The organism is Psychrobacillus sp. BM2 (assembly GCF_048572895.1).
In the GTDB taxonomy this organism is placed as follows: domain Bacteria; phylum Bacillota; class Bacilli; order Bacillales_A; family Planococcaceae; genus Psychrobacillus.
In genome coordinates, this window is record NZ_CP183878.1 from 4,072,473 (window position 1) to 4,086,046 (window position 13,574).

Below are 13,574 nucleotides of genomic sequence, written 5' to 3' on the forward strand. Positions count from 1 at the left end.
CAAATATGAATAAATGAATTGATTGAAACAAACTCTTCATTTCGATAGAATAAAGAATAAAGAGAATCAACATTGGAGGCATCTTTACATTGAAAGATCAACAGAAAACATTCTATTTAACAACGCCAATTTATTATCCGAGTGGTAAGTTTCACATTGGGACTGCCTATACGACCGTTGCTTCCGATGCGATGGCCAGATATAAAAGACTTAGAGGATATGAAGTTCGTTTCCTAACAGGAATGGACGAGCATGGACAAAAAATTCAAGAAAAAGCACAAGAAGCAGGAAAAGAGCCTCAAATTTATGTAAATGAGATTGCGGAGGCAGCCAAAAAGGTATGGGCTTTAATGGACATTTCTTATGATGACTTTATCCAGACAACTGAAGAGCGTCATACAAAAATAGTGGAGAAAATATTTCAAAAGTTTTTGGATAATGGAGACATTTATAAGGGAGAATACGAAGGATGGTATTGCACGCCTTGTGAGTCTTTCTTTACTGAGACACAGTTAATAGAAGGAAACTGTCCAGACTGCGGTCGTCCAGTTCAAAAGGTTAAAGAAGAATCATACTTCTTTAATATGAAAAAATATGCTGATCGTTTATTGGCGTATTATGAGCAAAACGTGGAATTTATAGAGCCGGAGTCTAGGAAAAATGAAATGATCAATAACTTCATTAAACCAGGTCTAGAAGATTTATCGGTATCTAGAACATCCTTTGATTGGGGAATCAAGGTACCCGGAGATCCTAAGCATGTAATCTATGTGTGGGTAGATGCCTTAACTAATTATATTACCTCACTCGGTTATCTATCAGATGATGATTCTCTATTCCAAAAATTTTGGCCCGCAGACGTCCATGTAGTAGGTAAAGACATTGTCCGTTTCCATACAATTTACTGGCCAATATTCCTAATGGCTTTAGATTTACCACTACCTAAGAAGGTTTTTGCTCATGGATTTATCATGATGAAAGACGGTAAAATGTCTAAGTCGAAAGGAAATGTGGTATACCCAGAAATGTTAGTAGAGCGTTATGGGTTAGATGCAACACGCTATTTCCTTTTACGTGAACTTCCTTTTGGTCAGGATGGAGTATTTTCTCCGGAATCGTTTGTAGAGCGGACAAACTTTGATCTTGCGAATGATTTAGGGAATCTGTTGAATAGAACTGTTTCTATGATCAATAAATACTTTGATGGGAAAATTCCTGTAAGTCAAAGTGAATTGACAGAGTTTGATGCAACGTTACAGAATTTTGCCAGAGAAACAATAGAAAAATATGAAGCAAACATGGAAAAAATGCAATTTAGCTTAGTGCTTGGAGATCTATGGGCTTTAGTATCACGTACAAATAAGTATATTGATGAAACTCAACCCTGGGTACTTGCAAAAGACGAATCCACTAAAGGACAATTGGCTTCGGTTATGACTCACTTAGCAGAAAGTCTTCGTCAAATAGCAACACTTGCTCAGCCATTTATGACGAATAGTCCTAAGCAAATTGCAGAGCAGCTTGGTTTTACAGAGGATTATTTGCAGTGGAATCATTTAGGCTCGTTCAATGTTATAGAGGATGGTACAACAGTAATAAAAACAGGAGTTCCAATCTTCCCAAGATTAGATGTAGATGTTGAGGTTGCTTATATTCGTGAGCAAATGCGCGGATCAGTTCAAACTCCTCAGGAAGAGGAAAAAGAAGAAGAACCTCAATCAGAAGAAATTTCCATCGATGACTTTTTCAAGGTAGATTTACGCGTCGCAACTGTTTTATCGTGTGAAGCTGTACCTAAAGCAGATAAATTATTAAAGCTGCAATTAGATATGGGCTATGAACAGCGTCAAGTAATTTCCGGTATTGCTCAGTATTACAAACCTGAAGACGTCATAGGTAAAAAAGTAATTGTAGTAGCAAATTTAAAACCTGTGAAGCTAAGAGGAGAGTTATCTCAAGGAATGATTCTTGCTGGTGAAAAAGATGGGTATTTGACACTTGCTACAGTGGATGAAAAGCTTGAAAATGGCGCTCAAGTGAAATAATGGTTAAAATAGACCTGTCGCATTATAGGCAGGTCTTTTTGTTTTAAATAATATGTTTAGATATTATTTCATACTACATATATTTTTTTGAATCTTGTTATTACTAAAGAAAGACCAATTAAATATTTATACAATAGTATTGCAGAGAATGTAATATACCCATTAAAAGGAAAGGGGAAGATAAAATGTTTATCGATACACATGTACATTTAAATGCAGATCAGTATGAAGAAGATTTACAGGAAGTGATTAATCGTGCCTTGGAAGCCGATGTAAAAAAAATGGTGGTTATTGGATTTGACCGTATCACCATTGAAAGAGCTATGAAGCTAGTGGAGGAGTATTCTTTTCTTTATGCTGTAGTTGGATGGCATCCAGTCGATGCAATTGATTGTACAGAAGAGGATTTGAAATGGATTGAAGAACTGGCAGGGCATGAAAAGGTTGTTGGAATAGGGGAAATGGGATTAGATTATCATTGGGATAAATCTCCTAAAGACGTTCAACAAGCGTTGTTTCGACAACAAATACGTCTAGCTCAGAAGGTAAATTTACCAATTATTATTCATAATCGTGACGCTACAGAAGATGTAATTCGTATTTTACAAGAGGAAGAGGCACATCTTACAGGTGGTATCATGCATTGTTATGGAGGAAGCGTTGAAACAGCAAAACAATGTATAGAGATGAATTTTATGATTTCACTTGGAGGACCGGTCACATTTAAAAATGCAAAGAAACCGAAAGAGGTAGCAACAGAAATTCCATTAGAATACTTATTGATCGAAACAGACGCACCTTATTTAGCACCACATCCACATCGAGGAAAAAGAAACGAACCTGCTCTTGTGACACTTGTAGCGGAAGAAATAGCTAATCTAAAGGGAATTACAGTGGAAGAGGTGGCAGAAGCAACAACGAAAAATGCGGAAAAATTCTTTAAAATAACGGAATAAATAAGAAGTTGTAATATTCTATAAAAGAGGTATATATTTTACATGTTTTTATCTCAGAAGAAATCTTAACTGTTGACAAGCCCTTTAGGACTCTATATAATCACTTCAGTGAACAAGGAGGCGTTTTTCATGACAAATAAATCCATGAAAAACCTGTTCTTTCATTCATTGAGGAGCAAGCAAACCTTAGTAACTGTAGCATCTTTACTATTGTTTCTTGCAGTCGTTTCTTTCGTTTTATTCGAAGGAACAAAGAAAACTGTTGCTTTAACAGTTAATGGTGAACAACAAGAAATATTAACGCATGCAAATACAGTTGGTGAATTATTAGATAATCATCAAATAGCAGTAGCCAATGAAGACTTTTTATATCCCTCAGTGAACACATCAATCAAAAATAATTTGTCGATTGAGTGGGAGCAGGCAAGACAAATAGAAATTACGGTAGATGGAAAAATTCAAACACTTACAACTACTGAAGAATTAGTTTCAGAAATACTCGCAAAGGCAAATGTTGCAGTTACTGAACATGATGCGATAACACCTGCTGCGGATGCGGAGGTTGGACCCGAGAACAAAATTGCTATTGAAAAAGCATTTGGAGTAACGCTTTTAGATGGTGGTGAAAAGAAGAAGGTATGGTCCACTTCGACTACGGTCGCTGACTTTTTAAAACAACATAACATTCAATTGAGTGAATTCGACCGAGTAGAACAGAAAATGGAAGAAGTAGTAGTCCCGAATTCTGAAATACAAGTAGTGCGAGTAGAAAAGGTCACCGATGTAGTTGAGGAAGAAACAAACTTTGCTGTAGAAACGAAAAAAGAAGACTCGCTATTAAAAGGGAAAGAAAAAGTAGTACAACTCGGCGTAAATGGAACTGTTTCACGGACTTATGAAGTAGTGAAAGAAAATGGTAAAGAGGTCTCTCGTAATATGGTGAGTGAGAAGACTATTAAAGAACCAACTAAAAAAGTAGTAGCAGTCGGAACGAAAGTAGTGACTGCTAGTGTTTCACGTGGAGAAAATTCTTCCGCAGCTCCATCTGGTGGAAAAGAATTTTATGCGACTGCGACAGCCTATACTGCTAATTGTAATGGTTGTTCTGGCGTAACTGCGACAGGCGTTAATTTGAAATCTAATCCTAATGTGAAGATTATTGCTGTAGATCCTAGTGTTATTCCACTGGGTTCAAAAGTATGGGTAGAAGGCTATGGCTATGCAGTAGCTGGAGATACCGGTGGAGCTATCAAAGGAAATAAGATTGACTTATTCATGCCCTCTAAATCTAAGGCATATGACTTCGGTCGCCAAAAAGTACGTGTGAAAGTTTTGAACTAATCATAGCAGCTTTCCCTTTCGTTGATTGGGAGAGCTTTTTTGCGTTATGATAGCTATAGTAGAAAGACAGAAAAGAGGAAACCCGGTTGCAAGTAAAAGAAATAATAGTTGTTGAAGGAAAAGATGATACAACAGCCATAAAACGTTCTGTAGAAGCAGATACTATTGAAACAAATGGTTCAGCCATTTCTAAAGAAACACTTATGAAGATCCAACATGCACAGGATAAGCGTGGAGTCATTGTCTTTACTGATCCAGATTATCCTGGAAGACGTATCCGTGCTATTATCGAAGAGCAGGTTCCAGGTGTGAAACACGCATTTTTGTCCAAAGAAAAAACAATTGCGAAAAACGGAAAAGGTTTAGGGATTGAACACGCTAAGGACGAAGATATTCGGGATGCTCTTTCTAATGTTTATACCCCAAAATCAGACAAAGAAACGTTTTCTGAAATACCCCTATCGATCTTAGTTGAAGGACAATTAATAGGTCATCCCCATTCGAAGGGAAGACGTACCAGATTGGGAGAGCTATTGAAAATAGGCTACACCAATGGAAAACAGCTACAAAAGAGACTATCCATTTTTCAAATTAGTCAGCAGCAAGTAGAAGAAGCGATTGCACAACTCGATATGGAGGAAAAATAATATATGCAAAAAGATATAGCAACACCAATACGTACACAAGAAATTTTAAAGAAATACGGGTTCTCATTTAAAAAAAGCTTAGGGCAAAACTTTTTAATTGATCCGAATATCTTACGTAATATTGTGAGTCATGCAGATCTTACGAAGGATTCAGCTGCAATTGAAATTGGACCTGGGATTGGAGCATTAACTGAACATTTAGCGAGAACTGCAGGAAAAGTTGTTGCATTTGAAATTGACCAAAGACTTCTACCAGTTTTAGCAGATACTTTATCTCCATACGATAACGTAGAAATTATTCATGCAGATATTTTAGAAGCAAATGTTCGACAAATATTTGAGGATCAGCTTCAAAACTACAAAGATGTTATGGTTGTCGCCAATTTACCTTACTATGTAACAACGCCAATATTGTTGAAACTATTAATGGATCGTCTTCCTATACGTGGGATGGTTGTCATGATGCAAAAAGAAGTGGCTGATCGAATCACCGCATCACCTGGAACTAAAGCATATGGGTCTTTGTCCATTGCTATTCAGTACTATATGGAGGCAGAAATAGCCATGATTGTCCCTAAAGCGGTGTTTATGCCACAGCCAAACGTAGATTCTGCAGTTATTAAACTTACTCGCCGTGAAGCACCACCAATCCAAGTAATTGATGAGGAATTTTTGTTTAAAGTTTCCCGTGGTTCTTTTGTTCAAAGAAGAAAAACAATTATTAATAACCTACAATCATCACTGCCCAACGGAAAAGCAAAGAAAGATCTTATCATTCAAGCTTTAGAAAAAGTAGGTGTTGACCCAACGAGACGTGGGGAAACTTTGAGCATTGAAGAGTTCGGAAAATTATCCAATGAACTATATGAAGAATTTCATTAATCATACTTGTTACAAAATCAGTAATATTTATAAATAAAATGAGTATGAATGACAAATAAAAACGTTGACAACTATATAGAATGATTGTTAAAATATTTTGTTTGACAAATTTTTAAAACGATGGTAAGATTGTAATCAGTGAGGTGTATGCGAAATGCCAAAAACTTTAGCTGATATTAAGAAGTCATTAGATCATCATTTAGGCAAACGTTTGCAATTAAAAGCAAACGGAGGACGGAAGAAAACAATTGAGCGTGCGGGTGTACTTAGAGAGACATATCATGCAGTATTTGTTATCGATTTGGATCAAGATGAAAACTCTTTTGAACGTGTATCTTATAGTTATGCAGATGTTTTGACCGAAGCAGTAGAAATCACTATTTTTGACGAAGCAAATAATTTGATAGTTGTAAAATGATTATTTAGAACTTTTATTTCTTATTTTTATAATTTTAAAAACCCTTTTTCTATTTTATTTATTAGAAAAGGGGTTTTCTTTTGGTTTGCGGACATACTAAAAAAGCTAGTTGTTCCAAAGGAGGATTCACCTATGTCTAGAAAAGGGATAATGTCTAAAGAATTAAAAGAAGAGATAGCCAAAGATCTTGGATTTTATGAGGTAGTCAAAACCGAGGGCTGGGGAGGAATAAAATCACGTGATGCAGGTAATATGGTGAAGCGAGCAATTGAAATGGCTGAACAGCAAATGAAATCACCAAAGTAAATAAGCATGTACCATATTATTCATAGTACAAATGCACACGAGAGATAAAACTAAAGAACAACTAGCAGATAGAATAGGCGGAGCAATCCGCCTTTTTTTTAATAAAATTATAAAATTTTGTGAATGGAACTCAGTATCCGGCTATTTTGAAGGATAAGGTCTATAGCAACAAGTCTGTCCAAAGCCTGCCGAAAACAACTGAAACAGTTCTTGACCTTAAAGTGTGCCTGTACTTTACTTAGTATCCATAGTTCTGCCAGCAATGATAAAAAAGAAGTAGTCTCATAGACCATTAATTTAGATTATACGTAAGCTTTGCTTTTCTTCTGCTTATAACCTATAGTTTCACCAAGTATGCAAGCTGAATCTCACTTCCGTATTTGTTATGCACTGTGGTAAAATAGGGGACAACATATTTGGGAAAAGGAGCAGATGAAATGTATTACGTAAAAGCACCTGCTAAAATAAATCTAACATTAGATGTACTACATAAGCGTCCAGATGGTTACCATGAAGTAGAAATGATTATGACAACAGTGGATTTAGCAGACCGTATAGGGTTAGAGTTAAGAGAAGATGGAGCAATACATATACTATCTGTGGACCGCTTTGTTCCAAATGATCATCGGAATCTAGCATATCAGGCTGCAAAGATTCTAAAAGATATTTATCGAGTGAAAAAGGGAGTTTCTATTACAATCGAAAAGAATATTCCTGTAGCGGCAGGACTAGCTGGCGGTAGTAGCGATGCAGCAGCAACCTTAAAAGGATTAAATATTATATGGGAATTAGGTCTGTCTTTAGATGAACTTGCCGAGATAGGAACAAAGATTGGCTCCGACGTGGCATTTTGCGTTTATGGCGGAACGGCTTTAGCGACAGGTAGAGGAGAGAGAATACAGGAACTTCCCTCTCCTGCTAATTGTTGGATCATCCTTGCGAAACCGACACTTGGGGTATCGACTGCGGATATCTACGGTAATCTAAAAGTGAATGAAATAAAACATCCGAATACAGCTAAAATGATTGAATCTATTCAGCAGAAGGACTTTGATCTAATGTGTGCTTCTGTAGGAAACGTGTTGGAGGATGTAACACTCAAGCTATATCCAGAGGTTGCTGGTTTAAAAGATCAGATGAGGAGATTCGGAGCCGACGCTGTTTTAATGAGTGGAAGTGGCCCAACTGTATTCGGGATTGTTGATCATGAGACGAGAGTACATAGAATATATAATGGTCTCCGTGGATTCTGCGACGAGGTATATGCAGTTCGTTTAATGGGTGACCGGGAACCACTTGCTTAAATCCGGATGTTTGTGGTAAGTTTTCTATAAAACATTCGTCTTTGGAGGTGAAGGTATGAAATGGAAAAGAAGTGAGCGACTTGTAGATATGACACAGTATCTTATGGAGCATCCGCATAAATTAATCCCTTTGACATTCTTTGCTTCTTTATATCAATCTGCTAAATCTTCCATAAGTGAGGATTTAACCATTGTGAAAGAAACATTTGAAGAAAGAGGCAGAGGTTTACTTGTTACTGTTCCAGGTGCAGCGGGTGGAGTCAAGTTTATTCCAACGATGACAGATGAAGATGTCTTAGAAATAGCGGGAGATTTAATGACTCAGCTTTCTAAAGTGGATCGATTATTACCTGGCGGGTATTTGTATATGACGGACCTGTTAGGAAACCCATCGCTGATGAATAAAATCGGTAAAGTATTTGCGTCTGCATTTGCTAATGCAAAAATTGATGCCATTATGACGGTAGCTACTAAAGGGATACCAATTGCCCATGCTATCGCAAGACATTTAAATGTACCTGTAGTCATTGTGCGAAGAGACAGTAAAGTAACGGAGGGTCCGACAGTAAGTATAAATTATGTATCGGGTTCGGCAAGACGCATCCAAACGATGGTTCTTTCCAAAAGAAGTATGGAAAAGGGACAACGTGTTTTAATCACTGATGATTTCATGAAAGTCGGAGGCACGATTAATGGGATGCGGAGTTTATTAGAGGAATTCAATTGTGAGTTAGCCGGAATTGCAGTGTTGGTAGAAGCAGAGCATCAAGGGGAACAATTGGTAAAAGATTATTTGTCTTTAGTTAAGCTTCACGAGGTCAATGAAAAAGATGGTACAATTGCATTGACACAAGGAAATTACTTTGAGAAAGGTGGCAAATTAGATGAAAGCAGTATCAACAACTAATGCACCTGCAGCAATCGGTCCATACGTACAAGGCGTGATTGTGAATGGAATGTTTTACAGTTCAGGTCAAATCCCATTAACTCCTTCAGGTGAAGTAGTGGAGGGCTCTATTACAGAACAAACTGCGCAGGTTTTTGCTAATTTAGAGGCAGTACTGACGGAAGCTGGCTCATCCTTATCGCAAGTAGTAAAAACATTAGTCTTTTTAAAAGATATGAATGATTTTGCTCAATTTAATGAAGCTTATGATAAACATTTTGCTGGCCACAAGCCTGCACGTTCTGCCGTAGAAGTTGCAAGACTACCAAAAGATGTAAAGGTAGAAATCGAAGTAATCGCGGTAGTAGAATAGTTAGATGGAAGGTGTTTTCTTCGGAGAACGCCTTTTTTATTTGTCCATTTTATGGAATGTTGCGATAAGTAAAATATATTATTTAAAATATTAAAAATATTCTTATTTGAAAGAAGGAATTTTGAAGTTTTTGTGGAATAATAAATAGATAGAGATATTTGTAACTTAGAAAAAAGGGTGGTGAGAGAATGGAAGTTACGGACGTAAGATTACGTAAAGTAGTGACTGATGGTCGTATGAGGGCTATCGCTTCCATTACGTTGGATAACGAGTTTGTTGTGCATGATATTCGAGTAATAGATGGAAATAATGGTTTATTTGTAGCGATGCCAAGTAAAAGAACAACAGAAGGCGAATTTAGAGATATCGCTCACCCAATTAACGTTGGAACGCGCACGAAAATTCAAGAAGCTATCCTTTATGCTTATCATTTAAGTAGTGAGGTTGAAGAGAAAATTGGTGAGCCAACTGTATAACGGGAAAGTAAAACCATTTCTTTAAGAGAGATGGTTTTTTGGTGTCAAAAAGTAAAATTAAAGCTTCATTTTTCACGAACGTCAGAAAAACAAGTCTAATTTAGCTAATTTTTTAAGAAATTCAACTATATTACTTGTTTTGTCATGTATTTGTCAAGAGATATTTCCTTGAAATCTCGCCTCATTTCGGCTATAGTCAAAAGAGTAAATTAGCCCACTGGAGGGAACTTAAAAAATGACAAATACTTATGCGGTTGTATTAGCTGCCGGTAAAGGTACACGTATGAAGTCTAGTTTATATAAAGTATTACATCCTGTATGTGGGAAGCCAATGGTAGAACATGTTGTTGCAAACATGGAACAACTTGGCGTGGAAAAAATCGTTACAATCGTAGGACACGGAGCGGAAGATGTACAACGTGGACTTGGGACAAGAAGTGAATATGCTCTTCAAGAAGAACAGTTAGGAACGGCTCATGCTGTTTTACAGGCTGAAGAAGTGCTAAAAGATTTATCTGGAACAACAATTGTTATCTGTGGAGATACGCCACTTATCACGCCAAAAACAATGAATGATTTGTTAGAACACCATAACGCAACCGGAGCAAAAGCAACTATTTTAACAGCAATTGCAGAAAATCCAACTGGTTACGGTAGAGTTATTCGTTCTGTTGATGGTAGTGTTCAAAGTATTGTAGAACAAAAAGATGCTTCTGCAGAAGAACAACTTGTACGTGAGATTAACTCGGGGACATATTGTTTCGACAACGAAGCACTATTTAAATCATTAAAGTTAGTTAATAATAATAATGCACAAGGCGAATATTATTTGCCAGATGTCATTGAAATCTTACAAAAAGAAAATGAAACTATCTCAGCATATGCTGCACAGGACTTCGAAGAAATTTTAGGCGTGAACGATCGCATCGCTTTAGCTCAAGCAGAAGAGACTATGCGTTTACGTATTGCACAACATCATATGCGTGAAGGCGTCACAATCATAGATCCTAGAAATACATACATCAGTAGTGAAGCCGTTATTGGAGCAGATACAGTTATTCAACCTGGAGTTATCATTGAAGGAAAAACAACTATTGGCATGAACTGTACGATTGGTCCGAATAGTCACATCGTATCTAGTGTTATTGGGGATGAAACGACCATACACTCGTCTGTTGTATTATCTAGCGCAGTCGGTGACCATACCTCAATTGGTCCGTTTGCCCATATTCGTCCGCAGTCCAATGTTGGGGATGATGTGAAGATTGGTAACTTTGTAGAAGTGAAAAAGTCAACAGTAGGCAACGGAAGTAAAGTTTCTCATTTAAGCTATATGGGTGATGCTTCGATTGGAACTAACGTCAATATTGGTTGTGGAACAATTACAGTGAATTATGATGGAAAAAATAAATTTACTACAACGATTGAAGACGATGCATTTGTCGGTTGTAATTCTAACTTAATAGCACCAGTAACCATTGGCAAAAAAGCTTATGTGGCGGCTGGATCAACTATTACAAAGGATGTACCTGGTGAAGCACTTGCAATTGGTAGAGCACGACAAGAAAATAAAGAAGGCTATGTCAACAAACTAAATTTAAAATAACCCATTATCCAGGAGGATTATCATGCCAGAACAATATGCAAATTCGAAGTTGAAAATTTTCACATTAAATTCCAATAAGGAATTAGCAGAAGAAATCGCAAAAGAAGTAGGAGTACCTCTAGGTAAAAGTACAGTAACTAGATTTAGTGATGGTGAAGTACAGATCAATATCGAAGAAAGTATCCGCGGATGCGATGTATTCATTGTTCAATCAACTTCAGGTCCTGTCAATGAGCATCTGATGGAATTATTAATAATGCTTGATGCACTAAAACGCGCTTCAGCTCGCACAATTAGTGTAGTAATCCCTTATTACGGATATGCACGCCAAGACAGAAAGGCACGTGCTCGTGAACCAATCACAGCTAAACTTGTAGCAGATTTATTAACAACTGCGGGTGCAACTCGTGCAATCGTTCTTGATCTACATGCTCCACAAATTCAAGGATTCTTTAATATTCCGATAGATCATTTAGTTGCCGCTCCAATATTATCCGATTACTTCTTAGGCAAGAACTTCGATCCAGCAGAGTTAGTTATCGTTTCTCCCGACCACGGTGGAGTAACACGTGCCCGTAAAATGGCAGATCGTTTAAAAGCACCGATCGCGATTATAGATAAACGTCGTCCACGACCAAATGTGGCAGAGGTTATGAATATTGTAGGTAACGTAGAAGGAAAAACGGCTATCTTAATCGATGATATTATTGATACAGCCGGAACAATTTCCATCGCAGCGGCGGCATTGATGGAAAGTGGAGCTAAAGAAGTATATGCTTGCTGTACGCATGCAGTGCTATCTGGTCCGGCCATTGAACGTATTGATAACTCAGTTATTAAAGAGCTAGTGATTACAAACTCTATTCAATTAGCGGATGATAAAGTGTCACCGAAGATTAAAGAATTGTCTGTTGCCAAATTATTGGGCGATGCAATTGTACGAGTTTTCGAAGAGAAATCAGTTAGTACGTTATTTGATTGATCTCTAATAAATGTTTGAATTCTACTGAAGATGGGTATTTCTATTTATAGAACGCACTTCGGGAGGATGGAGAATATTATGAGTACAGTTGTAAAAACACAAAAACGTGATAAAAAAGATAATGCAAAACTTAGAAACAGTGGGTTTATCCCAGCGATTGTATACGGTTTTGAAACAGAATCCCAGTCAATTGCTGTTAATGAAAAGGACTTTTCAAAAACACTTCGTGAGGTTGGTCGTAATGGTGTCATGAAGCTCGATGTTGATGGTAAATCAGTAAATGTTGTGTTGAGTGATTATCAGATGAATATTCTAAAAGGACAAATGATTCATGCGGACTTTTTAGCGATTAATATGAAGGAAGAGTTAGAAGTAAACGTTGCAGTTAACGTGACGGGAACTTCAGTTGGCGTTTCAGAGGGTGGTATGCTTCAACAGCCAAATCGTGAGGTTACTATTACAGTGAAACCTTCAGATATTCCGGATGGCATTGATATTGATGTATCCGGTATGGCTATCGGAGATACGTTGACGGTAGCAGATGTTAGAGATAAAGTTGGATATCCAATAACGAATGAAGATGACTATACACTGGTTACAGTATCAGCACCTCGAGTGGAAGAAGAAACTGAAGAAACTGAGTCTGAATCAGAAGAAACAACAACAGAAGAATAATAAAACAAAAGAGGTTGTCCTAAGGCAACCTCTTTTGTTTTGAATATGGTAAGATTAACTAAAACTTGTAATAAAGGAATGGAACAAAGATGAAAATTATCGTTGGTCTTGGAAACCCTGGAAAACAATATGAAGCCACCCGCCATAATATTGGATTTCATGTAATTGATGAACTTTCTAAACGATTAAATATAGCCCTTACACAGTCTAAATTTAATGGGATGTTTGGGGTAGGTCATATTGGTACTGAAAAGGTTATGCTTTTAAAACCATTGACATATATGAACCTTTCTGGTGAATGTATTATACCGATGATGGATTACTACGAAGTAAATGATGATGAAATAGTCGTTATTTATGATGATTTAGACTTACAGGTTGGCAAATTACGTCTACGGCAAAAAGGTAGTGCAGGTGGACATAATGGTATAAAATCTATTATTCAACATTTAGGTTCTCAGGAATTTAATCGAATCCGTATTGGAGTGGACCGTCCTAGAAATGGGATGAAGGTTCCAGACTACGTACTATCCAAATTTAATGAAGATGAAAAAATAGAAATGATACAAGCCGTGAAGAATAGTGCAGATGCTTGCGAAGATTGGTTAACAAAAAAATTTCTAGATGTAATGAATACATATAATGGTGCATAAAAAGTGTTGAAAAGGTCTATACTT

General features: G+C 37.0%; 15 protein-coding genes. All 15 read left to right on the forward strand.

The features are described from left to right. Positions 1-89 precede the first annotated feature (89 nt). The 15 genes from metG to pth all read left to right on the forward strand — a co-directional run bounded on the left by metG (position 90) and on the right by pth (position 13,550). Entirely contained in the window at positions 90-2,045 is a 1,956-nt protein-coding gene (metG, locus tag ACN6MX_RS20065; RefSeq protein ID WP_419960515.1) for a methionine--tRNA ligase, read from the forward strand. A gap of 185 nt (positions 2,046-2,230) precedes the next feature. Continuing rightward, positions 2,231-3,001, forward strand: coding sequence for a TatD family hydrolase (locus tag ACN6MX_RS20070; RefSeq protein ID WP_419960516.1), 771 nt, complete (start codon positions 2,231-2,233; stop codon positions 2,999-3,001). A 129-nt stretch (positions 3,002-3,130) separates the two neighbouring features. Further along, positions 3,131-4,342: a ubiquitin-like domain-containing protein gene (locus ACN6MX_RS20075; protein WP_419960517.1), complete on the forward strand. Its 1,212-nt coding sequence runs from the start codon at positions 3,131-3,133 to the stop codon at positions 4,340-4,342. A gap of 86 nt (positions 4,343-4,428) precedes the next feature. Continuing rightward, positions 4,429-4,989 (forward strand): ribonuclease M5, encoded by a 561-nt coding sequence (rnmV, locus tag ACN6MX_RS20080; protein WP_419960518.1) that lies wholly within the window; start codon positions 4,429-4,431, stop codon positions 4,987-4,989. A gap of 3 nt (positions 4,990-4,992) precedes the next feature. After that, positions 4,993-5,871: a 16S rRNA (adenine(1518)-N(6)/adenine(1519)-N(6))-dimethyltransferase RsmA gene (gene rsmA / locus ACN6MX_RS20085; protein ID WP_419960519.1), complete on the forward strand. Its 879-nt coding sequence runs from the start codon at positions 4,993-4,995 to the stop codon at positions 5,869-5,871. Positions 5,872-6,025: 154 nt separating this feature from the next. Then, a complete protein-coding gene (gene veg, locus ACN6MX_RS20090) occupies positions 6,026-6,289 on the forward strand; it encodes a biofilm formation stimulator Veg (protein ID WP_090570777.1) in 264 nt (87 codons plus the stop codon). A 132-nt stretch (positions 6,290-6,421) separates the two neighbouring features. Next, entirely contained in the window at positions 6,422-6,595 is a 174-nt protein-coding gene (locus ACN6MX_RS20095) for a small, acid-soluble spore protein, alpha/beta type (protein WP_090570780.1), read from the forward strand. Between the two features lie 437 nt (positions 6,596-7,032). Then, positions 7,033-7,899, forward strand: a complete 867-nt coding sequence (ispE, locus tag ACN6MX_RS20100) for a 4-(cytidine 5'-diphospho)-2-C-methyl-D-erythritol kinase (protein ID WP_419962676.1) — start codon at positions 7,033-7,035, stop codon at positions 7,897-7,899. 55 nt (positions 7,900-7,954) lie between these two features. Then, positions 7,955-8,806: a pur operon repressor gene (purR, locus tag ACN6MX_RS20105; protein ID WP_419960520.1), complete on the forward strand. Its 852-nt coding sequence runs from the start codon at positions 7,955-7,957 to the stop codon at positions 8,804-8,806. Beyond that, complete coding sequence (locus ACN6MX_RS20110; protein ID WP_419960521.1) at positions 8,784-9,158, forward strand: RidA family protein; 375 nt, start codon at positions 8,784-8,786, stop codon at positions 9,156-9,158. The genes purR and ACN6MX_RS20110 overlap by 23 nt, the downstream gene beginning before the upstream one ends. Positions 9,159-9,346: 188 nt before the next feature. Beyond that, positions 9,347-9,634, forward strand: coding sequence for a septation regulator SpoVG (gene spoVG, locus ACN6MX_RS20115; protein ID WP_211892455.1), 288 nt, complete (start codon positions 9,347-9,349; stop codon positions 9,632-9,634). A gap of 235 nt (positions 9,635-9,869) precedes the next feature. Further along, complete coding sequence (gene glmU, locus ACN6MX_RS20120; protein WP_419960522.1) at positions 9,870-11,240, forward strand: bifunctional UDP-N-acetylglucosamine diphosphorylase/glucosamine-1-phosphate N-acetyltransferase GlmU; 1,371 nt, start codon at positions 9,870-9,872, stop codon at positions 11,238-11,240. Between the two features lie 22 nt (positions 11,241-11,262). Next, positions 11,263-12,222: a ribose-phosphate diphosphokinase gene (locus ACN6MX_RS20125; RefSeq protein ID WP_419960523.1), complete on the forward strand. Its 960-nt coding sequence runs from the start codon at positions 11,263-11,265 to the stop codon at positions 12,220-12,222. Positions 12,223-12,300: 78 nt separating this feature from the next. Next, on the forward strand, positions 12,301-12,897 hold the full coding sequence (locus ACN6MX_RS20130; RefSeq protein ID WP_419960524.1) for a 50S ribosomal protein L25/general stress protein Ctc: 597 nt from the start codon (positions 12,301-12,303) through the stop codon (positions 12,895-12,897). 89 nt (positions 12,898-12,986) lie between these two features. Then, positions 12,987-13,550, forward strand: coding sequence for an aminoacyl-tRNA hydrolase (gene pth / locus ACN6MX_RS20135; RefSeq protein WP_419960525.1), 564 nt, complete (start codon positions 12,987-12,989; stop codon positions 13,548-13,550). Positions 13,551-13,574: the final 24 nt, after the last annotated feature.

Coding starts and splice junctions, on each gene's coding strand:
- ACN6MX_RS20070 (WP_419960516.1), top strand. CDS start 2,231: ATGTTTATCGATACACATGTACATTTAAATGCAGATCAGTATGAAGAA.
- ACN6MX_RS20075 (WP_419960517.1), top strand. CDS start 3,131: ATGACAAATAAATCCATGAAAAACCTGTTCTTTCATTCATTGAGGAGC.
- rsmA (WP_419960519.1), top strand. CDS start 4,993: ATGCAAAAAGATATAGCAACACCAATACGTACACAAGAAATTTTAAAG.
- veg (WP_090570777.1), top strand. CDS start 6,026: ATGCCAAAAACTTTAGCTGATATTAAGAAGTCATTAGATCATCATTTA.
- ACN6MX_RS20095 (WP_090570780.1), top strand. CDS start 6,422: ATGTCTAGAAAAGGGATAATGTCTAAAGAATTAAAAGAAGAGATAGCC.
- ispE (WP_419962676.1), top strand. CDS start 7,033: ATGTATTACGTAAAAGCACCTGCTAAAATAAATCTAACATTAGATGTA.
- purR (WP_419960520.1), top strand. CDS start 7,955: ATGAAATGGAAAAGAAGTGAGCGACTTGTAGATATGACACAGTATCTT.
- ACN6MX_RS20110 (WP_419960521.1), top strand. CDS start 8,784: ATGAAAGCAGTATCAACAACTAATGCACCTGCAGCAATCGGTCCATAC.
- spoVG (WP_211892455.1), top strand. CDS start 9,347: ATGGAAGTTACGGACGTAAGATTACGTAAAGTAGTGACTGATGGTCGT.
- glmU (WP_419960522.1), top strand. CDS start 9,870: ATGACAAATACTTATGCGGTTGTATTAGCTGCCGGTAAAGGTACACGT.
- ACN6MX_RS20125 (WP_419960523.1), top strand. CDS start 11,263: ATGCCAGAACAATATGCAAATTCGAAGTTGAAAATTTTCACATTAAAT.
- ACN6MX_RS20130 (WP_419960524.1), top strand. CDS start 12,301: ATGAGTACAGTTGTAAAAACACAAAAACGTGATAAAAAAGATAATGCA.
- pth (WP_419960525.1), top strand. CDS start 12,987: ATGAAAATTATCGTTGGTCTTGGAAACCCTGGAAAACAATATGAAGCC.